24 protein-coding genes are annotated in these 24,924 nt (G+C 44.6%); all 24 read left to right on the top strand.

The genetic code is table 11. From position 1 onward, the window contains the following. Positions 1-4: 4 nt before the first annotated feature. The 24 genes from deoC to H171_RS08665 all read left to right on the top strand — a co-directional run bounded on the left by deoC (position 5) and on the right by H171_RS08665 (position 24,923). Positions 5-640, top strand: coding sequence for a deoxyribose-phosphate aldolase (gene deoC / locus H171_RS08775; RefSeq protein WP_100304791.1), 636 nt, complete (start codon positions 5-7; stop codon positions 638-640). 17 nt (positions 641-657) lie between these two features. Continuing rightward, the gene (gene rbsK, locus H171_RS08770; RefSeq protein ID WP_100304790.1) at positions 658-1,602 is read left to right on the top strand and encodes a ribokinase; all 945 of its coding nucleotides are present in this window, start codon (positions 658-660) and stop codon (positions 1,600-1,602) included. Then, positions 1,596-1,994, top strand: a complete 399-nt coding sequence (rbsD, locus tag H171_RS08765; protein ID WP_100304789.1) for a D-ribose pyranase — start codon at positions 1,596-1,598, stop codon at positions 1,992-1,994. The genes rbsK and rbsD overlap by 7 nt, the downstream gene beginning before the upstream one ends. Before the next feature lie 30 nt (positions 1,995-2,024). Continuing rightward, entirely contained in the window at positions 2,025-3,536 is a 1,512-nt protein-coding gene (locus tag H171_RS08760; RefSeq protein ID WP_100304788.1) for a sugar ABC transporter ATP-binding protein, read from the top strand. After that, a complete protein-coding gene (locus tag H171_RS08755; protein ID WP_054791808.1) occupies positions 3,520-4,482 on the top strand; it encodes an ABC transporter permease in 963 nt (320 codons plus the stop codon). Before H171_RS08760 ends, H171_RS08755 begins: the two co-directional genes overlap by 17 nt. Before the next feature lie 40 nt (positions 4,483-4,522). After that, entirely contained in the window at positions 4,523-5,542 is a 1,020-nt protein-coding gene (locus H171_RS08750) for a substrate-binding domain-containing protein (protein ID WP_242976919.1), read from the top strand. Between the two features lie 179 nt (positions 5,543-5,721). Further along, positions 5,722-6,468, top strand: a complete 747-nt coding sequence (locus H171_RS08745; protein WP_100304787.1) for a MurR/RpiR family transcriptional regulator — start codon at positions 5,722-5,724, stop codon at positions 6,466-6,468. Positions 6,469-6,607: 139 nt separating this feature from the next. Beyond that, entirely contained in the window at positions 6,608-7,528 is a 921-nt protein-coding gene (locus tag H171_RS08740) for a 1-phosphofructokinase family hexose kinase (protein ID WP_100304786.1), read from the top strand. Positions 7,529-7,573: 45 nt separating this feature from the next. Continuing rightward, positions 7,574-8,434, top strand: coding sequence for a class II fructose-bisphosphate aldolase (locus tag H171_RS08735; RefSeq protein ID WP_100304785.1), 861 nt, complete (start codon positions 7,574-7,576; stop codon positions 8,432-8,434). Then, on the top strand, positions 8,427-9,425 hold the full coding sequence (locus tag H171_RS24310; protein WP_166433599.1) for a dihydroxyacetone kinase subunit DhaK: 999 nt from the start codon (positions 8,427-8,429) through the stop codon (positions 9,423-9,425). Before H171_RS08735 ends, H171_RS24310 begins: the two co-directional genes overlap by 8 nt. After that, a complete protein-coding gene (dhaL, locus tag H171_RS24305) occupies positions 9,422-10,072 on the top strand; it encodes a dihydroxyacetone kinase subunit DhaL (RefSeq protein WP_242976918.1) in 651 nt (216 codons plus the stop codon). The genes H171_RS24310 and dhaL overlap by 4 nt, the downstream gene beginning before the upstream one ends. A gap of 26 nt (positions 10,073-10,098) precedes the next feature. Continuing rightward, positions 10,099-11,073 carry a substrate-binding domain-containing protein gene (locus H171_RS08725; protein ID WP_100304784.1) on the top strand — a complete coding sequence of 325 codons (975 nt, stop codon included), beginning with the start codon at positions 10,099-10,101 and terminating at the stop codon, positions 11,071-11,073. A 30-nt stretch (positions 11,074-11,103) separates the two neighbouring features. Further along, positions 11,104-12,624 (top strand): sugar ABC transporter ATP-binding protein, encoded by a 1,521-nt coding sequence (locus tag H171_RS08720; RefSeq protein WP_100304783.1) that lies wholly within the window; start codon positions 11,104-11,106, stop codon positions 12,622-12,624. Continuing rightward, entirely contained in the window at positions 12,621-13,586 is a 966-nt protein-coding gene (locus tag H171_RS08715) for an ABC transporter permease (protein ID WP_100304782.1), read from the top strand. The genes H171_RS08720 and H171_RS08715 overlap by 4 nt, the downstream gene beginning before the upstream one ends. Positions 13,587-13,786: 200 nt before the next feature. Next, positions 13,787-14,662 (top strand): AraC family transcriptional regulator, encoded by an 876-nt coding sequence (locus H171_RS08710; RefSeq protein WP_100304781.1) that lies wholly within the window; start codon positions 13,787-13,789, stop codon positions 14,660-14,662. A gap of 446 nt (positions 14,663-15,108) precedes the next feature. Continuing rightward, the gene (locus H171_RS08705; RefSeq protein ID WP_100304780.1) at positions 15,109-15,600 is read left to right on the top strand and encodes an RNA polymerase sigma factor; all 492 of its coding nucleotides are present in this window, start codon (positions 15,109-15,111) and stop codon (positions 15,598-15,600) included. After that, the gene (locus tag H171_RS08700; RefSeq protein ID WP_100304779.1) at positions 15,597-16,484 is read left to right on the top strand and encodes an RsiV family protein; all 888 of its coding nucleotides are present in this window, start codon (positions 15,597-15,599) and stop codon (positions 16,482-16,484) included. Before H171_RS08705 ends, H171_RS08700 begins: the two co-directional genes overlap by 4 nt. A 214-nt stretch (positions 16,485-16,698) precedes the next feature. Continuing rightward, the gene (locus H171_RS08695; RefSeq protein ID WP_100307474.1) at positions 16,699-17,460 is read left to right on the top strand and encodes a MerR family transcriptional regulator; all 762 of its coding nucleotides are present in this window, start codon (positions 16,699-16,701) and stop codon (positions 17,458-17,460) included. A gap of 61 nt (positions 17,461-17,521) precedes the next feature. Then, positions 17,522-18,253: an ABC transporter ATP-binding protein gene (locus H171_RS08690; protein ID WP_100304778.1), complete on the top strand. Its 732-nt coding sequence runs from the start codon at positions 17,522-17,524 to the stop codon at positions 18,251-18,253. After that, complete coding sequence (locus H171_RS08685) at positions 18,240-18,983, top strand: ABC transporter permease (RefSeq protein WP_100304777.1); 744 nt, start codon at positions 18,240-18,242, stop codon at positions 18,981-18,983. The genes H171_RS08690 and H171_RS08685 overlap by 14 nt, the downstream gene beginning before the upstream one ends. A gap of 161 nt (positions 18,984-19,144) precedes the next feature. Beyond that, positions 19,145-20,752, top strand: coding sequence for a response regulator transcription factor (locus tag H171_RS08680; protein WP_100304776.1), 1,608 nt, complete (start codon positions 19,145-19,147; stop codon positions 20,750-20,752). A gap of 13 nt (positions 20,753-20,765) precedes the next feature. Further along, positions 20,766-21,785 carry a sensor histidine kinase gene (locus tag H171_RS08675; protein ID WP_100304775.1) on the top strand — a complete coding sequence of 340 codons (1,020 nt, stop codon included), beginning with the start codon at positions 20,766-20,768 and terminating at the stop codon, positions 21,783-21,785. Positions 21,786-21,805: 20 nt separating this feature from the next. Beyond that, positions 21,806-23,251, top strand: a complete 1,446-nt coding sequence (locus tag H171_RS08670) for an ATP-binding cassette domain-containing protein (protein ID WP_100304774.1) — start codon at positions 21,806-21,808, stop codon at positions 23,249-23,251. Positions 23,252-23,420: 169 nt separating this feature from the next. Further along, positions 23,421-24,923 (top strand): sugar ABC transporter ATP-binding protein, encoded by a 1,503-nt coding sequence (locus H171_RS08665; protein ID WP_100304773.1) that lies wholly within the window; start codon positions 23,421-23,423, stop codon positions 24,921-24,923. Position 24,924 lies beyond the last annotated feature (1 nt).

The following is a 24,924-nucleotide window of genomic DNA, read 5'->3' as shown; positions in this document are numbered from 1 at the left end:
GAAAATGGAAATTGCAAAATTAGTGGATCACACGATGTTAAAGGCAGATGCTACGTCAGAAACAATTAAAAGATACTGTTCAGAAGCAAAAGAATATGGATTTGCATCGGTGTGTGTGAATACTTGCCAGGTACCTCTCGTTGCACAGGAATTAAAAGGAAGCGGTGTCGCTGTTTGCTGCGTGGTAGGTTTCCCTCTGGGCGCAATGTTAGCTTCTGCAAAAGCTTTTGAAGCCGCCGAGGCAGTGAAGGCAGGGGCAGATGAAGTAGATACGGTAATGAACATCGGCGCCATGAAGGATAAAAATTATGATCTGGTGCGTGACGATATAAAAGCAGTTGTAGAAGCCTCCCAGGGGAAAGTTGTAAAAGTTATTTTAGAAAACTGCCTCTTAACGAAAGAGGAAATTGTAAAAGCCTGCGAGCTTTCTATAGAAGCCGGAGCAGATTTTGTAAAAACGTCCACAGGTTTTAGCACGGGCGGTGCTGCGGCTGAAGATGTAGCACTTATGAAGCAGACCGTAGGAAGCAGGGCAAAAGTAAAGGCTAGCGGAGGAATCCGTACACCGGAAGAGGCAAGGGCCATGATAGAAGCCGGAGCGGACAGGATAGGAGCAGGCAACGGAATCGCCTTGCTATAAGAAAGAGGAGAAGGATTATGGGGAAAAAAGTAACAGTTTTCGGAAGCTTTGTAGTGGATCTGATGGGAAGAAGCCCTCATCTTCCGGTCCCGGGAGAAACCGTTAAAGGAAGTGTTTTTAAAATGGGTCCGGGAGGAAAGGGATTCAATCAGGGGGTAGCTGCCCATAAGGCGGGAGCTGATGTGACCATGGTAACGAAGCTTGGGGAGGATGCATTCGCAGATGTGGCCTTAAATACCATGAAAATCCTGGGAATGGACACAAACCGGATATTCCGCACAGGACAGACAGAGACCGGCTGTGCGCTGATCATGGTTGATGAAAACACCAGCCAGAATGAAATTGTTGTCATTCTGGGCGCCTGTGACACGATTACAGACGAAGAAGTTGAATCCATTTCAGATTTGCTGGATCAGTCGGAATTTTTGCTGACTCAGCTGGAAACCAATATTTCTTCCGTGGAAAAAGTAATTGATATCGCATATGAGAAAGGTGTAAAAATCATTTTAAATACGGCACCTGTACAGCCGGTCAGTGACAGCATTTTAAGTAAAGTGGATTTAATCACACCGAATGAGGTAGAAGCTGAGATATTAACCGGGATACCGGTGGATGGGGAAGAAAATGCAGGAAGAGCTGCAGATTACTTTTTTGAAAAAGGGGTTAAAAATGTACTGATCACCTTAGGGGGAAAAGGTGTTTACTTAGCAACTCCAAAGAAGAGGGGCATCCTGCCAGCTTACCGGGTAAGTGCAGTAGATACGACCGGTGCCGGAGATGCGTTTAATGGCGGCCTGGTGGCAGCCTTAGCAGAAGGAAAGGATCTATGGGAGGCGGCAGCCTTTGCCAATGCATTAGCCGCTATCTCGGTACAAAGGATCGGAACCACACCGGCCATGCCCGACAGGGAAGAAATTGACTCATTTATTAAAGAGCAGGAGAAGGAGAATCGCTCATGTTAAAAACAGGAATTTTACACCCACAATTAGCAAGAGTCATGGCAGAACTCAGGCATATGGATATGTTGGTAATCGGAGATGCAGGACTTCCCATTCCCAAGGGAGTGGAACGGGTGGACTTGGGTTGGAAGCCGGGAAGTCCTGCTTATCTGGAAGTACTGGAAGAAATAGAAAAGTATATGGTAACGGAAAAGGCCATATTTGCAGAGGAGGCACTTGCAGTAAGCCCTGAACTGCATAAAAAGGCGCTTGCTCTCTTGCAGGAAGGAATTCCGGTGGAGTATGTGCCCCACAAAGAATTAAAAAAGATGACTGAGGGGGCCAAGGCAATCATCCTGACAGGGGAATTTACTGGCTATACCAACGTAGTATTGGTCTCAGGATGTGCATATTGACCGGAATCAAAGGGGAAGTGGTGAAAACATATGGGAGGAAGGTTAGTTTTAAAACTGGAATCAATCGTAAAGACGTTTCCCGGTGTTAAGGCTCTTGACGGGGTTCATCTGGAGATCTTTGAGGGAGAAGTCCATGCCCTGTGCGGAGAAAACGGGGCAGGAAAATCTACCTTGATGAAAATAATCGCGGGAGCACAGCCTTATACTTCTGGTGCCATGTATCTGGATGACAAAGAAGTGGTGTTTCATTCTGCCAAAGATGCGGAAAAACATGGAATCGCCATGATCTATCAGGAGTTTAATATGGTTCCGGAGATGTCGGTTGCAGAGAACATGTATCTTGGAAGACTTCCGGTAAGTCCATTGGGGAAAGTGGATTGGAACAGGCTGTACCAGGATGCACAGGAGAATCTGGATCATCTGGGCTTAAAGTTCAATGCAAAGACTAAGGTAAAGAATCTATCAGTGGCGGAGGCTCAGATGACGGAGATTGCCAAGTGCCTGACCATCGGGGCAAAAATCATCATTATGGATGAGCCTACCGCAGCACTGGCAGATGAGGAAATCCAGATTCTCTTCCGGACAATTGAGGAACTGAAGAAAAAGGGAATTGCAATCATTTACATATCCCACCGCATGGATGAGATCTTTCAGATCTCAGACCGCCTTACGGTTTTCCGCGACGGAAAATTCGTCGCATCTAAAATCATTGGAGAGACGGATTACGATGATGTGGTATCCATGATGGTCGGACGCAATGTATCCAACCTGTATCCGGTAAGAGATTACAAAACCCAGGAAGTGGTATTTGAAGCCAGGAAAGTAAACAGCCGTGGGGTCCATGATGTCAGCTTAAAGCTTCACAAAGGAGAAATATTAGGGATTACAGGTCTTTTGGGTGCCGGTACCATAGAACTTTCCAAGCTGATTTACGGTGCCATTCCAATGGACAGCGGAGAAATATACGTACATGGTAAAAAGAAGGATTGTTCTTCTCCCAGAAAAGCATTAGAAGCAGGAATCGGGTTTGTCTCAGATGACAGGAAGCAGGAGGGGCTTGTTTTATTAAGAAGCATCAAAGAAAATATCTCCATGTCATCTTTAAAAAAACTGACCAAAGGATTCCGGCTGGATAACAGGCTGGAAATGGACCGTGTAAAGGAACAGGTGAAAGCGCTTAATATTAAAGTCAGTTCTGCACAGCAGCTTGCCGGAAAGTTAAGCGGCGGAAACCAGCAGAAAGTAGTGTTTGCAAAGGTGCTTTTAGCGGATTCTGATATTCTGATTTTAGACGAACCCACACGAGGAGTCGACGTTGGGGCCAAGGCGGAGATCTATACCATTATGAACAAGCTGACGGAAGCGGGAAAGAGCATTCTTGTAATTTCTACGGATCTTCCGGAATTGATTGGAGTCAGTGACCGCGTCATTGTTATGCGGGAAGGACGAACGGTGTTAGAAATCTCCAAACAGGAAATGAATCAGGAAAAAATATTAGCACATGCGTCTGGAGGGGTAAGTGAAAATGAATCAGGAAACTAAGAAACGGTTAATCAACCAAATTAATATATATCGATCAGTTTTGATCTTACTGGTAATCTGTATCTTTGCCGCCTTTCTGTCAGAAAGCTTTTTAAGTGTTTCTAACCTGTTTAATGTTTTTAAGCAGGTGACAGTTGCCGGCATCATCGGATGCGGCATGACCTTTGTGATCCTTACCGGCGGAATCGATTTGTCCGTAGGCTCCATTCTGGGGTTTGCCGGAGTTGTAGCCTCTGGTGTGCTGGCTTCCACCGGCAATACCTTTCTGGCGGTACTTACAGCAGTCGCAATCGGAATTACCTGCGGAATCGTTAATGGATTTTTTATTTCCCAATGCGGGATTCCCCCGTTTATCGCTACCCTTGGCATGATGACCCTGCTACGGGGCTGTGTTTTGGTCTACACCAAGGGTTCTCCCATTCCGGTAAAGGTAGATTCCTATAAGTTTATTGGAAAAGGTACGGTTCTGGGGGTTCCGGTACCTGTTATTATACTGATTGCTCTTTTCTTGCTGGCACATTATATATTGACACAAACCAGCTTTGGACGCAGCATTTATGCCTTTGGCGGAAACCGGGAAGCAGCCCGCTTATCCGGAATTTCCGTGAAAAAGACGGAGTGGATGGCTTACATCATTAATGGCTTTTTAAGCGGTATTGCGGCAGTGGTTTTAACAGCCAGACTGGGGTCTGCACAATCCACCAGCGGACAGGGGATCGAGATGGATGCCATTGCGGCGGTCATACTTGGAGGCACAAGCTTAAGCGGGGGAACCGGATTTGTGCTGCCAACTGTGGTAGGTGCTATGATCATGGGAATTATCGATAATATTCTTACACTAATGAACGTAAATCCCCATGCTACCAATATTGTAAAGGGCGCAGTTGTACTCATTGCAGTTCTGGTGGATAAAAAGGTTAAGGATTTATCTGCGAAAGCAGAATAAATAAAACTATTAATGTAAAAAGAAGGGAAGGTAAAAGATTATGATCAAAAGAAAACACATGGCAGCTGTAGCAGCTGCAGGACTTGTCCTTGCATCATTGGCAGGATGCAGCAGCGGAGAGAAAGCGTCTGAAACCAAGCAGGAGACCGTACAGACAGAAGCAGCTACGGCTACAGCGGAAGCAAAGACAGAGGATAAGTCAGGGGAAAAGAAATACGTAATAGGACTTGCTATGAATACTCAGACAAATCCATTCTTTGTGGATGTAAAAGACGGGGTACAGAAAGCCGCAGACGAATTAGGAGTAGAACTTTATATTACAGATGCGCAGGATGATCCTTCAATTCAGATGAAGGATGTAGAAAACCTGATCACCAAGAAACCGGACTGCATCATCATTGATACTTGTGACTCGGATGCAATCGTATCTTCCATAGAAGCATGTAACGAAGCCGGTATCCCGGTGCTTACCATGGACCGTGAGGCAAGCGGCGGAGAAGTGGTTTCTCATATCGGTTACGATGCCATCAAATCCGGGAAACTGGCCGGCGAGTATCTGGTAGATACACTGGGAGGCAAAGGAAATATCGTAGAAATCCAGGGTATTATGGGAACCAATGTGGCTCAGAGCCGTTCCAAGGGCTTTAACGAAGTGATAAGCCAGAATCCTGACATGAAGATCGTTGCCTGCCAGGTTGCAGATTTTGACCGTGCCAAGGGCATGAGCGTAATGGAGAACATCCTTCAGGCCAACGACCACATCGACGGATTATATGCAGCCAACGATGAAATGCTTCTTGGAGCTTTGGAAGCGATCGAAGCTGCCGGCCGTCTGGATGAGATTACCATGATTGGCTGCGATGCCATTGATGACACCATTGAAGCCATTAAAGCAGGAAAGGTTAATGCAACGATTGCAGAACCGCCTTTCTTCCTTGGAAAAGCGATTTTGAATTCTGCATACAATTATCTGCAGGGCAAAGACGTGGACAAGTATGTGATTCTGGACAACGAACTGGTAACTGCTGATAACGTAAATGATTTAGTTACAAAAGAATAATTGATATTTTTATTAGCTGCAGCATCAGACTGATTAATCGGTCTGATGCCGCAGCTTTTTTAGGGTCGTGTCAATATTTGTAAATTCTGAAAAGATTTTCGTTATTGTTTGTGATATAATTTCTACAGTTTTTAAGAATGATGAGCCGCATTCAAAAACATGAGACAGGAGGTGTTGTCATGATTATATCACTTGATCCAAAGACCGTAGATAAGTTAACAAAAACCGAGCTTGAAATCGTAAATTTTATTAATACTCATGAAGATACCCTTCCTGAGATGTCAATTGTAGATATTGCATTTGAGACCTATTCTTCTCCCTCCACCGTTTCCAGATCAATCCGGAAGTGCGGATTAAACGGATTCAATGAGCTCCGGTACCGCTCCGTTAATAAGGCAAAGAGCGAGGAAATACAAGGCATAAATGAAATACTCAATAAAACTCTTATCGAGGCACAGAAAGTACATGAACGTATTTCCCTTACCGATGTTCTGGAAATTATTAAATGCCTGGATTCTGCCCGGCAGATATCGGTTTTTGCAAGAGGGCCGACAACTTATGTAGGGCAGGAGTTTTCATTAAAGCTTCAGCTTCTGGACTATGATGTCTTTTACACAGACGATCCCAACATCATGCAGGTAAAAGCTTCAAAACTAAAGGCAGACGATGTTTTGTTTCTCTTGTCTTTAAACGGAGAAACTCCGGAGCTGATCGCCTCTGCATTTACAGCCTTTCATCGTGGAAACCGTGTGATTACCTGCTGCTGTAATGAGAAGTCCAAGCTGTTGCTATACAGCAATTATTCCCTTATCGGATATAAGCATTCCCATCAGGCTATTAAGGAATTTGAGGTCTCATCAAGAATTGCATTGCATATGATTTGCAGAATTATCATTGATTACATATCAACCTATCGCAAAAAATAACAGGGCGGATGAAAAATCCAGCCCTTTTTTTATATCTTGGCTTTGCTGGGTTTTCAATTTCTGAAAAGATTTTCATGGAATTTCTATATATAATGGCAAATGAGCAGAAGTTCTGAAAAAAGGTGAGGTGCAATAGAAGATGATCTATACATTGACTACAAATCCTGCGATTGATATGAATATTTCAACCAATGGAATACAGGCAAAAGTAGTAAACCGGACGTATGGTGCAGTTTATACTCCCAATGGCAAGGGGCTGAATGTAAGCTATTGTTTGAAACGGTTCCATATCCAATCAAAAGTTCTTGGCTTTTTCGGGGACTTTTCAGGAAAGTATATTGTTGAGGAGACTCAGAAGAAATCCATTGAAACCTTTCCGGTCTGGGTGGAGGATATCACACGGATTAATATTTTTATAAACGATGGGAAGGAGGAGTACAAGTTTGTAAATGAAGGGTCCTATGTATCTGACCGGAAGCAGGAGGATATGCTCCGGATGATGAACGGACTTGTTGATTTAGATACGCTGGTAATCAGCGGAAGCCTGCCAAAGGGGATCGGAAACCAGTTTTATGATGAGGTAATGGAAATCTGCAGAAAAAAACAGGTAAAGGTGATTTTAGATATCAGTTCCGGTTACTTAAAGGACTTGATGCATTACCGGCCATATTTAATTAAGCCCAATGATGAGGAAGTAAAAGATATCTTTGGAATCATTATGCGGGATGAAGCTGATATGGTTGATGCCCTCCACTATCTGCACGAGAAGGGGGCACAAAATATCCTTATTACACTGGGGGATCGGGGATCCTATTTTTATAATGGAAAATCTGTTTTTTTTGCGGGTACAAAGAACGTTGAACTGGTCAGCTCTGCCTGTGCGGGAGATGCGTGTCTTGCCGGATTTTTAAGCGTATGGCTTGACCAGCCGGGGGAGGTAGAACAAGCATTAAAGCGTTCTGCGGCAGTAGGGGCAAATGTGGCTGAGAGCAACGGATTGGGCCCCATGGATAAGGTGGATGATTATGAGAAGGAAATTGATGTAAGAAGGGTGGAATGAACATGAGGCTGTTTCATGATTGTCATAAGAATAGGAGAGAGAAAAATGCCGTTAGTTACTTCTAAAAAAATGTTACTTGATGCCCAAAAAGGAAACTATGCAGTCGGAGCCTTTAATGTGGAAAACATGGAAATGGTTATGGCTGTCATTAGTGCGGCGGAAGAGCTTCACGCGCCGGTGATTCTGCAGACAACGCCGTCTACTGTAAAATATGGAGGCTTAAACCTGTACTATGCCAATGTAAAAGCAGCAGCCGAACGCGCTTTAGTCCCTGTGGCTCTTCACCTGGATCATGGCAGCAGCTTTGAACTGGCGATGCAGGCCCTTCGTGAGGGATATACCTCCATTATGATAGACGGTTCCCATTTGTCCATGGAAGAGAATGCGGCTATATCAAAGTCTGTTGTAGATGCCTGCCATCCGTCTTACATACCGGTCGAAGGGGAGCTGGGACGTGTGGGAGGAAAGGAAGATGATCTGGAGGGGGGTGACGGAGGATTCACATCACCGGATGAAGCAGCTTATTTTGTGGAAAAGACAGGAATCGATTATCTTGCGGTATCCATCGGAACCGCACATGGCGTATATTCCGGGGTTCCCAATATCCGCATTGATATACTAAAGGAAATCAGGAAAAAGGTTTCCATACCCCTTGTCCTCCATGGAACCTCCGGGCTTGCAGATGAAACAGTGCAGGAATGCATCCGGGAAGGCATTTGTAAAGTCAATTATGCAACGGATTTGCGAATTGCATTTAGCGATGGGGTGAAAGCAGTTCTAAAAGAAAACCAATCCGTTATTGATCCAAAAATTTATGGCAAAAGAGGCCGGGATTCTGTAAAGCAGTATGTAAGGAACAAAATTACAGTTTGCGGCAGCGGGGGGAAAGCAGGAAATTATGAATAAGCTGATCAATAGCCAGGATCGGCTGGTACCGGAGATGCTGGAAGGCTATCTTTCCTTAAATCCGGACCTGTATTGCAAGGTTCCTGGCGTTATGGGAATTAAAAATAAAAGGGAAGAAGATAAGGTGTCGGTGGTCATTGCCGGAGGATCTGGGAATGAACCATGGGTTCTGGGATTTGTGGGAGATGGCCTGGCTGACGGAGCTGCCCTGGGAAATGTTTATACGGCGCCGCCTTCCCGTACCGTATTGGAAGTGACAAGGTCAGTGCCTCATGATAAGGGGGTCATTTTTATCGCGGCAAATCATGCCGGAGATGTACTGAATTTTGAACTGGTGCGGGAGCTTGCTGAATTGGAAGGTATTAAGTCCCATTGTATTTATGTATCTGATGATATTTCATCGGCTCCCCTGGAAAAAAAGGAGGAGCGCAGGGGGATAGCAGGAATTTCCTTTGTGGTTAAAATTGCGGGGGCAGCATCCAAAGAAGGCTATGGTCTGGAAGAAATGAAACGGGTGGTTGGGAAAGCAGGCAAAAACACCAGAACCTTTGGTGTAACCACCTCCCCGGGATATATGCCCGGGTCAGGAGAGGCGATGTGCGAGCTTCCGGATGGCTTTGTGGAGTTTGGAATGGGATTTAATGGAGAGCCTGGAATGAAACGGGAGGAGCTCTCGACAGCAGATGAGATAACAGAAGCGCTCATGGAACAGTTGTTAAATGAGGTCCCGGCAGGCTGTGAGGCTGTATTTATGGTGAATGGTTACGGTTTTACCAGCATGCTGGAACTATGTATCGTAAGCCGGAAAGTAAGTGAAATTGCAGAGGCAAACGGAATTGTCAATGTTCATTCATTTATTGATACCCTTTTTTCACCTCAGGGAACCGGTGGCTTCTCCGTGTCAATACTGATCCTTGATGATGAGTTGAAAGAATTATACCGAAAACCCTGTAAATCCCCATTATTCCGGTTTCGAGGAGGCAGCAGATGAATGTGGATCAACTAAATGCGGATCAGGTAAAGCAGCTTTTTCTGTGTGTTGCCGACCGGATTGTGATAAATGAGCCGTATCTGACAGAAATTGATATGAAAATAGGTGATGGAGATCACGGCACGGGTATGGAACTGGGATTTAAAGCGGTCCTGGAACAGCTTCCTTCCATGGAAGCTGAATCCGTGGAATCTGTATTTCAGGAATTAGGGCGGATCCTGCTTGATACCATGGGCGGAGCCTCAGGCGTTTTGTTTGGTACCATGTTTATCAGCGGTGTTATCCGGCGAAAACCGTCCTGTTGTTTTGGACTTCCGGATTTTGCGGAAAGCTTCCGGGTATCCCTGAATGCCATTATGCAGAGAGGAAAGGCCAGGGTCGGAGATAAGACAATGGTGGATGCTTTGGAGCCAGCCGTAGCTGCGTTAGAATACGCCGCTTCCCAGGGGCTGACCATCCATGAGGGATTCTCCATGGCTGCAGCAGCGGCAAAAAAAGGTGTTGAATTTACAAAAGGGATAAGAGCCAGATTTGGAAGGGCTAAATATTACGGGGACAAGGCGATTGGACTTCAGGATGCGGGTGCTACATCCGTATGGCTGATTTTCCAGGCTATGTCGGATTGGGTATCAAATAACTTGATATAAATAAAAATTATGGGAGGTTACGCAACATGAAGAAAGCATTAAAGAGATTTTTAGTCGCAGGAGCAGTAGTTTTGAGTCTGGCGGGATGCCAGAAAGCCACACAGGAACCGGCAGTGGCAACAAATGGGGGAAGCGAGGAGGCTTCAAAGCCTAAGGAAACCAATGACAAAAGCATCACAGTGGGTGTCAGCCTGTTAAACAATGCCCATGTTTTCTATAATAACATAGAGGCAGCAATGAATGAAAAGGCAAAAGAAATGGGATATCAGCTGATCATCCAGGATGCGGCCGGAGACGGCAACAAACAGCTGAATCAGGTACAGGATTTTATTACACAAAAGGTAGATGCAATCGTCATTTGTCCTACCAACTCCGCCGGAAGTAAATCCATGGTGGAACTGGCTGACGCAGCCGGTATACCGGTATTTACCATGGATGTTGCATCGGATGGAGAGGTAATCAGCCATATTTCAACCGACAATTACAGAGGCGGGGAACTGGCCGCAGAATATGCGGTGGAACATATCCTGAAAGAAAAAGCCGGTCAGGCGGCAGTTATTACATATGCAGAGATTGAAGGCTGCGTACAGCGTGAAAAAGGGTTCACAGAATGGCTTAATAAAAATGCCCCCGATGTATCGGTTGTGGATGTACAGAATTATTCGGGAGACCAGGGAAAAGCGGCAGAGGTTATGCAGAATATGCTGTTAAAGCATGAAAACCTTGATGTGGTATTTTGTGTTGGAGATCCCGCAGCCGTAGGTGCCATGTCTTCCATTGATGCGGTGGGAAGTAATGTAAAAGTAATTGGTTTTGACGGAAACCCCGAGGGCGTTGAAGCGATTTTAAGCGGCGGAAACTGGATCGCAGATATTGCTCAGGATCCGTCAGCCATTGGAATAACAACATTGGAATGCATTAAAAAGCATCTGGCCGGTGAATCTGTTGAAAAATTAATTCCGATTCCCCCCAGAGTGATTGACGCAAGCAGCTTAAAATAGTACAACCTACAACGGAAGGAGTGAGATGCAATGAAAGAACAGGTTTTCGTTGCTTTAGAACACATTAGTAAATCCTTCCCTGGCGTAAAAGCACTGAATGACGTTTCCATCAATTTTTCCCCTGGCAGAGTCCATGTTCTGCTGGGGGAAAATGGTGCAGGGAAATCTACAATTATTAAAATCATCTCAGGGGTATATCAATCGGATGAAGGAAATCTGATTGTCAGAGGAAATAAAGAAAGATTTGAAAACACCAGGGAATCCTTAGGAAAAGGAATCAGTGTGATCCATCAGGAACTCAGTGTGATACCGGATCTTACGATTGCTGAGAACATCTTCCTAGGAAGGGAACCCAAAACCCCCTTAGGGCTGATTGATAAGCAGAAGATGAATCAGGAAGCCGGTAAGCTGCTTGAATCATTAGGAATGCAAATAAACCCCAAGACATTTATCAGAAAGCTGGCCAATGGGGATAAGCAGATGGTCGAAATCGCCAGAGCGGTATCCCAAAATAGTTCAATGGTCATCATGGATGAGCCTACCTCCTCCTTATCGGAAAAAGAAGTGGGGGCCTTGTTTAAAGTCATAAAGTCTTTAAAGAAAGAAAATGTAGCGGTTATTTACATATCCCACCGTTTGAAGGAGATACGTGAAATAGGGGATGATATTACGATATTAAGAGATGGAAAGGTTGTAGCAACTCTGCCTTTATCTCAAATTTCAGAAGAAGAAATGATCAACAAGATGGTGGGAAGAGAAATGAAGCAGTTCTATTTCCGGTCTGAACATGCAGTAAAGGATGAAATTGTGTTATCCGTAGAAAACCTGGGACGAGGCAGAACGTTCCACAATGTCACGTTTCAGCTTAGGAGGGGAGAAATCCTGGGTGTTGCAGGATTGATCGGTGCCGGACGGACAGAAGTAATGAGAACTGTTTTCGGAGCGGATGCCCCGGACTCTGGTTCTATGTTTGTCTATGGCAGACCATACCGGCCGAAATCTGTAAAGGATGGGGTTGCATCCGGGATTGGCCTTGTTCCGGAGGACAGAAGGGGCCAGGGGCTGCTTCTTGAAAAGAATGTAGCCATCAATACGACGATATCCAGCTTGTTTCAAAGGTCTAGAAAGGGATTGATCGACTTCGCCTGGGAAAAGGCGGCGTCAGAGGAATATGTGAAAAAGATGGGGACGAAAACTCCCGGGATCAGGACCAGGATTAAAAATCTCTCAGGAGGTAACCAGCAGAAGGTTGTCATTGCAAGGTGGCTTCTTGCAGGCTCACGTATTTTGATTATGGACGAACCTACCAGGGGGATTGATGTCAATGCAAAAGCTGAGATCTACAACTTGATGAAGGAGTTTGTAGAGGCCGGAGGCAGCATTATCATGGTTTCTTCTGATCTGCCTGAAATTCTTGGAGTTGCAGACCGGATCATGATAATGAGGGAAGGGACTGTTTCAGGATTTATAGATACCAAAGAGGCTTCGGAAGAAAAAATCATGGGATTGGCAAGCATCAGCACAGAAAGTTCCGGGAGGGAAAACGAATGAATACACAAAAACCAAATAAATATCTGACATTTGTAAAAGACAATACCATGCTGATTTTCCTGATCCTTTTATTTGCACTTTGCCTGATGTTTGTTCCCAGGTTTGCAACCATCGGTAACTTTAAGAATGTATTGATTCAAATTGCGATTAATGCATTGATCGCAACCGGCATGACGTTTGTGATTCTTTCTGATGGAATTGATTTATCCGTTGGCTCTGTTGCGGCACTTGCCGGTATTGCAGCAGCAGCCTGCATCAAGCTGTTTCCGGATGCCGGCATAGGGCTGAGCTTGTGCGTGATTGTGGCAGCATCTGTTGTGGTCGGAGGAATTTGCGGCAGCATCAACGGATTATTTGTATCTGTTTTAAATGTTCCGCCCTTTATCGCCACACTGGCGATGATGAATGCCGCAAGAGGTCTGGGATATGTTTTTACAGATGCAAAACCGATATTCGGACTGCCGGCTTCTTTTGGCTGGGTAGGACTTCGCTCGGTTGGTCCGGTGCCGGTTTCTGTTATACTCATGTTTTTAGTGATCGGTACTGCTATTTTTATTCTTGGAAGAACCTGTTACGGCAGATACATTTATGCGGTAGGAAGCAATACGGAGGTTGCAAAGCTCAGCGGCATCCAGGTCAGGAAGATCAAAATGTCTGTTTATATCATCTGCGGTATCTTAGCGGCCCTTGCAGGCGCTGTATTGGCTTCTAAACTGCAGAACGGTCAGGCAACTGCAGCAGCCGGATATGAGCTGAATGCCATTGCTGCCGTAGCTATGGGAGGCACCAGCATGTCCGGAGGGCGGGGCGGTATGGTGCAGACGATCTTTGGACTCTTTGTCATCGGAATCATAAATAATGCATTGAGTCTGTTAGGCATATCCTCTTACTGGCAGACCATTGCCATGGGAGTTATTATTCTCATTGCAGTGGTAATTGACCGGTTACAGAGCAATGAGTGATGCTGATAATGATATAGTTTCCGGCAAAGGTTACTTCTTTTAACCAGAGGCATTGCATGATATAATAAAGCCGGAAAAGGAAGTGGAATATTAAAGCAAGGAGTCCTTTGTTGATAAAAATCCGTGTTTATCCGCATCAAAAATATCAGGATTTACATCTAAAACTCAGGTATGATTGTTTTGAAAGGAGGAATAAGGCAATGAATACGCTGGCTCAATTTAATGATGCAATGGCATATATTGAAAGAAATTTGATGCTTGATATTGAACCTAGTCAGATCGCACGTATATCCGGCTGTTCAGAATATCATTTTCGCAGAATGTTTTCTTTTCTTGCAGGAATGCCATTAGGTGAATATATTCGCCGCAGGCGGCTCTCGGCAGCAGGACTGATGTTACAGAATGATTCGGTAAAGGTCATTGATTTAGCATTACAGCTTGGCTATGAGTCACCTGAAGCTTTTAGCAAAGCTTTTCAAGTGATGCATGGAGTAACCCCTTCACAAGCCAAAAAAGCAAACACTGAACTTAAAGTCCTGCCGCCAATGACCTTTCAATTAACAATCAAAGGAGGAATAGAAATGAATTATCGTGTTGTGGAAAAAGACGATTTTTATGTTGTCGGATTTAAAAAAAGAATTAAAGTGCAATTTAAAGGGATCAATCCACAGATGGACTCATTGGTGCAAAAACTAACTCCTCAAATTATTGACGAGTTAAAAGGATTATGCGATGTGGAACCAAAAGGAATGCTCAGTGTTTCTGCGAATTTTCAAGAGCGTACCACGGAAGGCTCACAGCTTGACCAGTATATCGGAGTTGCTACTTCCAAAACGGCTTCTGACGGCTATGATATCCTTCATGTTGCGGCATCTACTTGGGCGGTATTTAAAGCGGTTGGTACGTTTCCGGAGGCGATACAGGACACATGGGCTAAGATTTATGGGGAATGGTTCCCGGCATCGGGATATGAATTGACCGGGGGACCGGAGTTATTGTGGAATGAAACCCCTGATACGGGCAGACCAGATTATAAAAGTGAGATATGGATCCCCGTTCGTAAAATTGACGGTTAAATTCACGAAAACATATTTAAACAGCCGGACGGTATATAAAAAGCCGTCATTTGGCAGACAATATGTTATACCAATTGAAAAATGTATAATTAAACGGCGGTTTTGTAATCGAATAGATTCAAAGCCGCCGCTTTGTTTAGTATATAAATTGGGGAAGCTGATGCCTGCTTGATATTTTGACTCAGTTATGTAATGATAGAGGTATGGAAATTATGAAAAACATATGATACCGAATTGCGCCACCTGCTGTTTGGCGGCAATTACGTTAATAGAATAAATTTAAGCTCAAAGGTGAAATAATAATAAGTAAGGGCGCAAAGCATATAAAAACGGGGCTTCTGAATTTTCAGAGTCCTGTTTCTCATTTTCTGCAACTTTTTTGCATCTGAAATCATCTATATAACAGAACGGCAAAAATGTCTGGCAAAGGACAGAAAGGGTAACTAATGAGACAAGAGATTTATGATAAGATGACAGGCTACATCATTGAAAACCAGAAAAAGTTTTACCGGCTGGCATTCAGCTACGCCCAAAACCAGGAGGATGCACTGGATATTGTTCAGAATGCGGTATTAAAAGCGCTGGATCATTATGAATCCTTAAAAAATACCGATGCCATTAAAACATGGTTTTACAGGATACTTGTAAACGAGAGCATTTATTTTCTCAAGAAAAATAAAAAAGAGATCGCCTCAGGAGAAGACCTTGGTCTGGAGATCCCCTATTATGAACAGGGCTTTGAACCATCGGATGACCTTTATAACGAGATCAACCGGTTGGATATAGAAATACAAAACATCATAAAGCTTCGTTTTTTTGAAGAAATGTCGCTGAAAGAGATTGCTGAGATCACCGGTGCCAATTTAAACACGGTAAAGGCAAGACTGTACCGTGGCTTAAAATTGTTAAAGCAGAATATTCAGGAGGTAAACATATGAACCAGTTGGATGATGCAAAAAAAAGATACGATGAGACTCCCATTCCCGAGGAATTAAGCGGACGCATACAGGGTGCCATCGAGCAGTTCGAAGGAAGAAAAGCAACAAGCACCAGGAATCATAATGGGAATGGAAAGAAGCGGTATTATAGCTGGGGATTGGGAACAGCAGCAGCTTTCCTTTTAACATTTACTGCGGCTCTGAATATAAACACAGCTTTTGCAGAGGAGGTGCACCAGATTCCGGTTGTAGGTGCCATCGCCCGGGTCCTGACCGTAAGCTCCTATCAAAAGACTGTTGGGGATGAAAAAATTTCGGTAGAAGTGCCGGGAGTGGAATTTATCCAAAATGACACTCATGGACTTTCCATGCAAATAAATGAAGAAATCCAGGAAATCTGCAGCAGATATTCGGATGAATCATTGGAGCGTGCACAGGAATATAAACAGGCGTTTCTGGATACAGGAGGAACAGAGGCAGAATGGGCGGAACATCAGATCGAGATCAAGGTGTGGTATGAGATCAAGGCCCAAAGCGATGACTATCTTTCTTTTGTGGTAAGGGGAACAGAGAGCTGGACCTCTGCATACAGTCAGGAGAAGTACTATAACATAGATTTAAAATCAGGAAAGCTATTATCACTAAAGGATGTTCTCGGAGAGGATTACATCAATAAAGCAAACGAGAGCATTAATAGCCAGATGGAGGAAAAATCAAAGGAAATTGGTATTTCATTTTTTACCCCTGAGGAGGGCGGTTTCGAAAGCATTACGGATGAAACGAAATTTTATATGAAGGATAATGGAAATCCGGTTATAGTTTTTGACAAATATGAGATAGCGCCTGGAGCTGCCGGGTCAGTTGAATTTGAAATAGTCAGGTGAAGAGCGAATCGTGTTATGTCTCTGTAAGGCTGGCTGACTGGAAAACAAGTGTATCGTCCCGATGGACGATATGCATGTTTTCATTTGCAGGCAGGCCGATATCATTTACACCTTGCACTTTTTATTCTCATTCGTTACAATTGAACTCTCCACTATAACACCAGGCTTTTAAACGATGTTATTATGGTAGAATAGAATGGTGGTGATAGATGAAATGAAAACATACATGACGTCTGAAATTGCGCGTAGTATAGGGATCCATTCCAATACAGTACGGCTTTATGAAGATCTTGAGCTTATTCCCAAACCAGAGCGGAAGGAAAACGGTTATCGCATTTTTACAGATTTTCATATGGAGCAGATTAAATTCGTAAGAATCGCGCTAAAGGTCGAGGTCTTGCAAAATGGATTGAGAAAGCAGGCAATTACGATTATTAAGACCTCAGCTTCCGGAAATTTTGACAAGGCGATTGCCTTAACGGAACATTATTTGCAGCAGATAAAGAATGAGCAGAGTAATGCGGAAGAGGCCATAGAGATTACCCAAAAGCTGTTACCAGGCAACAACAAAGAACCCGGAACAATGGTTTTAACCAGAAAAGAAACGGCCGATTATTTACAAATTTCAATGGATGCCTTAAGAAATTGGGAAATGAACGGTCTGCTCACTATAAAACGAAAGCAAAACGGCTACCGGGTTTATACGGATGAGGATATTCTGCGGCTCAAAATCATACGTACCCTGCGCTGTGCAAATTACTCCCTTTCAGCAATTTTGCGAATGCTGAATTCATTATCCCAAAATCCCAAAGCAGATATCCGGCAGGTAATTGATACGCCGGACGAAAGCGACGATATTATTTCCGTATGTGATAAGCTTCTCACTTCTTTGCATTATGCGGAGGAAAACGCGAAAGTTATGCTGGCGCACCTTGGGAAGATGAAAAAACAATTTGAATCAAACCCTACACTTTAACACCAGACTTTGCTCTGGTGTTATTCTTTTTGTGAAAAGAAAAAAGGAGGAATTTTATCGCATGGAGACAACCATTGAAGTAAAAGGGCTGAGCAAGTCTTACGCCCAAGTAAAAGCGATAGAGAACATTAATATCTCAATTTCCCGCGGGGAAGTGTTTGGCTTGCTGGGAGCAAACGGTGCGGGGAAAAGTACGGCTATCGAATGTATCCTGGGAACGAAAAAGCAGGATAGTGGAACGGTATCCATTTTGGGAATGAATCCGCAAAAAGACCGGAAAAAACTTTTCGAGAGGGTCGGTGTTCAATTTCAAGAGGCCAATTATCAGGACAAAATCAAGGTAGATGAGCTTTGTGAAGTTACTGCTTCGCTTTACAAAAGCACCCTGGATTATGTTGTCCTTCTGGAACAATTCGGGCTTTTGGAAAAGTCAAAAAGCCTGGTCAGTGAACTTTCAGGAGGTCAGAAGCAACGGCTTTTTATCGTGCTTGCGCTGATCCCGGATCCCGAAGTAGTATTTTTAGACGAACTGACAACAGGATTGGATGCCAGGGCACGGCGGGAAGTGTGGAGGAGTCTTTCCCAGTTAAAAGAAAGAGGAATCACCATTATGCTGACCTCCCATTTTATGGATGAGGTGGAAGCCCTTTGTGACAGGATCATGATTTTGAAGGACGGGAAGAGCATATTTTGCGGTTCCATAAAAGAATCGGTCGCAGCAAGTCCTTATGAAAAGCTAGAGGATGCATATCTTTGGTATACTGACGGGGAGGGTGAATATGAAACCATTTAAAACGTTACTAAAAACAGAAGGAAAATTGTCACTTCGCGGACTGGACATGTTTATTTTTGCTATTTGTATGCCAATTGTCGTGGTTGTGATCTTAGGAGCAGTGTTTGGAGACAAACCCGCCTTTGATGGTGCAGATTATACGTTCCTGGAACAATCCTTTGGTGCGGTATCAGCCATTGCTATTTGTGCCGGAGGCGTGATGGGGCTTCCCCTGGTTGTTTCTGATTATCGAAGCAGAAAGATTTTAAAGCGGCTTAAGGTAACGCCCGCTGACCCTGCACTTATCTTGGCGGTGCAGGTTGCCATTTATGCATTTTATTCCATTGCATCCCTTATTCTCGTTTATGTAACAGGGGCGTTATTGTTCGGATATCAATTAAAAGGCTCATGGCTTCCGTTCCTTGGAGCGTATTTTCTGGTTATGCTGTCTATGTTCAGCATTGGGCTCCTGGTGGGCGGGATAGCGCCGAATACGAAAATAGCTGGTGCCGCTGCCAGCCTGCTGTACTTTCCAATGCTTATTTTTTCAGGCGCTACTCTGCCTTATGAGGTAATGCCTGCTGCGTTTCAAAAGGTAGCAGACATCCTTCCCTTGACACAGGGAATTAAACTTCTTAAGGCTGCTTCATTGGGGCTGCCAATGAACAGTGTTTTCCTTCCGGTTTTGGTGATGATCGCCATTGCAGTGATATGTATCAGTATTTCCATCCGTTTTTTCAAGTGGGAATGAAAGATTGGATTGATCGGCCTGACAGAGCTTACCGTGTCTGAATTACAAAATACAAAAAGTTTGGTCTATGGGAACCTGCTTTTCTTTTTTTACACTACTTCCTTCCCTAGGACGAACATGTTATAATGACAAAAGAATCGGGGCAAAGCAGGGGGAAAATCATGTTAAAAGTATTAATAGCAGATGATGAAGAAAAGATCTGCCAGCTGATCGAGAAGTTGATTGATTGGCAAGCACTGGATATGAAGCTCAGCGGTGTGGCAAATAATGGGATCGAGGCGCTTGAAAAGATAGAAGCCCTTTCTCCTGATGTAGTGATTACGGATATCCGGATGCCGGGATATGACGGCCTGGACCTGGTGAAAAAGACCCGGGAACTGAATGTTGGCGTGGAATTTGTGATTATCAGCGGATACCGCCATTTTGAATATGCCCAGACAGCGATCAAATATGGGGTCAGTGATTATTTGTTAAAACCTATTAAAAAACAGGAACTAACGGAAACTCTGGAAAAAATAAGAGTAAGGTATAATGAAAAAAGTGAACAGCTGACCTACGAGGAACGGGTCAGGCTGGCAAGGAAGAGTGACGCGGAGAGGCTGCGTACCACCTGGTTTTCCAATGTCCTGTACCGGGACCGGAGCGAACAGGACTGCTCCAGCCTGGAAGAAATCAATAAGCAGTATTATTATCAGTTAAAACAGGGATGCTTCCAGATCGTTTGTGTCAAATTTGATGGAATTTCCATGCCAGACGAGAAAAACCTGGAATTCCTGACAGAAAAGACAACTCAGATTGCAGAGCAGATGCTGAAAGGCCACGTGTTCGACTGGGAATTGTATGTGGAAAACAGTCATATTTATCTATTTCTGAATTATGGAGAGGAAAACAGGAAATTCATTCGCCGGCAATGTAAAAATATATTAAATGAGCTTGCGGTGCTGGAATCCATTCTGGAAGGGCTTCGGGTGACCATAGGGTTTGGAACTACCGTATGGAATATTGCCCAGCTAAGAAGCTCTCTTAAATCCGCCAGGTATCTGGTGGAGCAGCGGCTGGTGGCTGGAAACGGCAAGCTCCTGGAGGGGGAGCTGCGCAGTTCTTTTCATCTGGCATCAAGCCAGTGGTTTACTCAATTTAACCAGAATATGAACACGGCTCTGGAAAGTCTGGACAGGCAGCAGGTGGGGGATTGCCTGATGAAACTGAAAGACGGGCTTTTGGAGCAGACTGATATGACCGGGCATGAAATTTTGCAGATGTGCAGAGAGGTCTGTAATCTCTATCTGTTTTTCATGAAAAACCATAAGATCCCCATTGAACAGAATTTTATGGAACGGTTTAATCAGGGAGTGGAATTCTGTTCATCTGCAAGAGAGGTCCTGCGCTATCTCATAAAAGAGATTTCCGCTTCCTACGATAGGGCCGTGGCCGGAAAGATGCAGGAGAATAACCGCCCCATCCGCATAGCTAAAAAGTACATCAGGGACCATTATAGGGAAGCTATTACCTTAGAAACAGTCAGTGAAGTCGCCGGATTCAATCCTACATATTTCAGTTCCCTGTTTAAGAAAGAGACAGGCAAGAACTTTTTGGAGTTCCTATCCGAGGTGCGCATGGAACAGGCGAAAGGTCTTCTAAAGGAAACAAATTTAAGTGTTGCATCCATATGTGAGGAAGTGGGCTACAGCGATGTAAAATATTTTACAAAGAACTTTACCAAATATTCCGGTTTAAAGCCAAACGAATATCGGAAGCTTTATTCCTGATGGGAGGCGCATTATGAAAGAGAAGTTTCGGTTTCTGTCCGTCAGAGTAATTTTTCTTTTGGCAGGTATTTTGACCGGGTTCATGCTAATGCTTTGTTATGCCCTTTACTTAACCAGGGGTCAGCCGGAGCAAATTTGGCTTTTAATGGCGGCTTCCGTTCTCCTTGTCTTGTTTTTTTACAACGGATATTATGGAATTTATAAGCCCATGCAGGAAACCAAACGGGTGGAACGGCAGTTTGCCTCTGGCAGTGTTTTAAATGACTTATTTAAAATACGCTATCCCTATTGCCCGGAATCCGAGAAAGTAAATCAAAGGTTCCTGGAAATGCTTGGAACCAGGGAACTGATCAATGTATCAAAAAAGCAGGCGGAATACCTAGCCCTGCAAAACCAGATCAATCCTCATTTTTTGTACAATACTTTGGAAGGTATACGGAGTGAGGCGTTGAGCCTGGGAGTGGACAGTATAGCGGAGATGACGGAGGCTCTTGCCACCTTTTTCCGATATACCATTTCCAATGTAGACCATCTGGTAAACTTAGAGGATGAGCTTGCAAATATTGAGAACTACTATTACATCCAACAGTTCCGCTTCGGCAAAAAATTACAGCTGAATATCCAGTATGCATGTTCAGAAGAGTTGGATGAAATGGAGATACTGCAATACCGTCTGCCAAAGCTGACTTTGCAGCCTGTTGTTGAAAATTCCATTTATCATGGGATCGAACGGAAGATAGGGGAGGGGCATCTGATCATTAAAATTTCGGTGACGGATTCCCGGTTGATCATCAAGGTATCTGATGACGGACTTGGCATGGTGGCTGAAAGGGTGAAGATGCTGAATGAAAAGCTTAAAAGCTTATCCCTGGACGACGTGAACCCAGATATAGACCGGAAAGGCGGCATTGCAATCCAGAATGTCAATAACAGAATCAAGCTGCTCTTCGGAGAGGAATATGGTATCCACGTCTACAGCCAGGTGGAGGCAGGGACGGATGTGGAGATATCCCTTCCGCTTGTAAAGGATTAACAGGAAAAAGAGGTGATGAGATGAGAAAGGAAATTCTCCGGCTGAATCATGTTACCCTGGAAGAAAACGGAGAACGTTATCTGGATAATCTGGATTTTTATATTCTCCAGGGAGAAATTATGGGGCTCATCATATCCGATGCAAAGGGCTGTTCCCAGTTGATCCGCCTCATCTGCCATAATATTCCCATAAGCTTTGGCGGAGTATACTATGAAGGAGACCGGATAAATCACTATTCCCATGCAGACTTTACCGACAACCGGGTTTATGTCATTGAGGAGAGGGGACGGCTCATAGACAGCCTGACCATATCTGATAACCTGTTTGTAATGCGGAAGGGATTTAAAAAGTATATTATTAACAGCAGGGTGCTGGATCATCAGGTGGAACTTTTGATGGCGGAGCTGGGGCTGTCCATTGATCCCAAGCGCCGGGTTTCAACCTTAAGCGCCTTTGAGCGCTGTGTTACTGAGCTTTTAAAAGCCATTCTGGCTGGGTGCCGGTTCATTATTCTGGACAGGATCAGCAATTTCTTAAGCCAGATGGAACTAAAACAGTTCCAGGATATTATCAGGGAGCAGGCAAAGCGGGGGACCGCATTTCTTTATATGGGCAACCATCATCAGGAGGTGTTCCAGATTGCGGACCGGGCAGCTCTTTTTCATCAGGGAATCATATGGAAGGTGTTTGAAAAAGAAGAAATGGTGGAAACGGCCCTTCAGCCTTATACCATATCTTTTGACTTGTCCGGCAGCCAGATCCGGGAACCTAAGGAGGAGGCCGTTCTTAAGTTAGATGGAGTGTATCTGAATGGGAAAGAGCCGGTTGGGTTTTCTCTGCGAAAAGGGGAATGTCTGATGATACTGGATACGGATAACCAGACATGGGAGCCTCTGGTGGAGGTTCTCTCCGGCAGCAGGGGAATCCGGACCGGAAGGATTTACCTGGGAGAAAGGGTCTTTGCAGGGGAGGAGCCTACGGACTTTTTTAAGGAGGGTGTAGCCGTCATTCCGGATGATCCGGCAGAAACCTTTCTGTTTAGAGATATGAGCTATATGGAAAACCTGACCTTTCTTCTGGACCGGAAGGTGTGGTTTGGGAATTTAAAGCGCAGCCATCTTCGCAGTGTGCGGAAGGAATATATGAAAAAGGTGGGCTCCTGTATTGATGCGGGAAAGATTGACCGTTTAAGCGTGCGGGAAAGATACGGCCTTGCCTATTACCGGATCCATCTCCTTCACCCCAAGGTCGCCGTGTGTGTACAGCCGCTGGCAAAAGGGGACATGTACTTAAGGCGTTATGTGCTGGATCTGATCCAGGAGCTGAAAAACAGCGGGATCTCGGTACTCATTCTTACCAGCAACCTTGCCGACAACATGGATGTATCAGACCGGATGATAATCCTGCAGGATGGAAAGGTGGCGGCAGAATATGCGAAAGAGGAATTTTATAAAGTTGGCTGGTAATAAAAAAGATTAACAGGCGGTCAGGCTGCCTGTTTTTCATTTCTGCAAGGGATTTGATTGCCAAAGAATACCCCCCTTAAACGGAAGAATCTCCCCTACTATCCATGGGTTTCCGATGATATACTCTTTACAGAAGCTAGAATTTGAGAGAAATATGAGGGTGATAGGTATGCAGGAAGATATTGTGCGGATGCAGAATATTATGAAGACGTTCCCTGGTGTAAAAGCACTTGACGATGTCTCGTTTTATTTAAAATCAGGAGAAGTTATGGCATTGCTGGGTGAAAATGGTGCAGGAAAATCGACGCTTGTTAAAATATTAAGCGGCGTTTATCCAAGAGATGGAGGAACCATTGAAGTATTCGGCGACAATATCCGGGAAATGACCACACAGAAGGCAAAGGAACTTGGGATAGCGATCATCCATCAGGAACTGAACATGTGCCAGCATCTGACCGTAGCGGAAAACATTTTTCTGGGACGGGAACGGACAAAGGGAATGCTCCTTTCTGAAAAAGAGATGAACAAGGCGGCAGCCGAGATCTTAAGCCGTATGAATATAGAATTAGATCCAGAGGAGCTGGTGGGCAATCTGGCAGTATCCAAGCAGCAGATGGTTGAGATCGCCAAGGCGCTTTCCATGAATGCCAGGGTCCTGATTATGGATGAGCCTACGTCAGCCCTGACCTCAAAAGAAATCGCAGATCTGTTCACTATCATTAAAAAGCTAAAGAAAGAAGGCTGTGGAATCGTATACATATCCCACCGCCTGGAAGAACTGAGGCATATCGTGGACCGGGTCACTATTATGAGAGACGGAAGATTTATCACAACCATGGATTTTGATCAGAAGCGGATGGATGAGATCATTTCTCACATGGTCGGCCGTGAAATAAAACAGAAATTCCCACGGGTCTCCTGTCCAAAGGGGAAGAAGATTCTGGAGATCCGCAATTTAAATGCCGGACGGATGGTACGCGGCATCAACCTGGAGCTGCATGAAGGCGAGATCGTGGGGATTGCAGGATTAATGGGGGCAGGAAGGACAGAGACCACCAGGGCTATATTTGGAGCGGATCCAAAGGAATCCGGGCAGATTTTTCTGGATGGAAAAGAAGTTATCATACATAAGGTAGAGGATTCCATAAAAGCAGGCATCGTACTGGCTCCGGAAGACAGGAAAAAGGACGGACTTTGTACGAAACTCAGCATACGGGATAACATCGCCCTTCCTAATTTGGATATGCTATGCGGAAAGCTGGGAATTGTCAACAGAAGAAAAGAGAGGGAAATGACGGATAAAACAGTGGTTTCCTTAAAAATCAAGCTGCCGAACGCAGAGGTGGATGCCGGAAGCTTATCCGGTGGTAACCAGCAAAAGGTGGTGGTGGGTAAATGGCTGGCAAGGAATTCACGGGTGGTTATTTTTGATGAACCCACCAGAGGCATCGACGTGGCGGCTAAGGTTGAGATCTATAACCTGATGAACGAATTAAAACAGAAGGGGATCGGCGTTTTGTTCGTTTCATCGGAAATGCCGGAAGTCCTTGGCATCAGCGACCGGATTATTGTTATGTGCGACGGGAAAATTACAGGGGAAGTGATGACAGCTGAGGCGACACAGGATCTGATCCTCAAATATGCGACTCAGTTTGAAAGCAAGATCAGTTAAG

The sequence above is a fragment of the [Clostridium] celerecrescens 18A genome, from assembly GCF_002797975.1.
Taxonomy (GTDB): Bacteria; Bacillota; Clostridia; order Lachnospirales; family Lachnospiraceae; genus Lacrimispora; species Lacrimispora celerecrescens.
The sequence above is the reverse complement of the archived record's forward strand: the minus strand, read 5'-3'. Positions and strand labels throughout refer to the sequence as shown.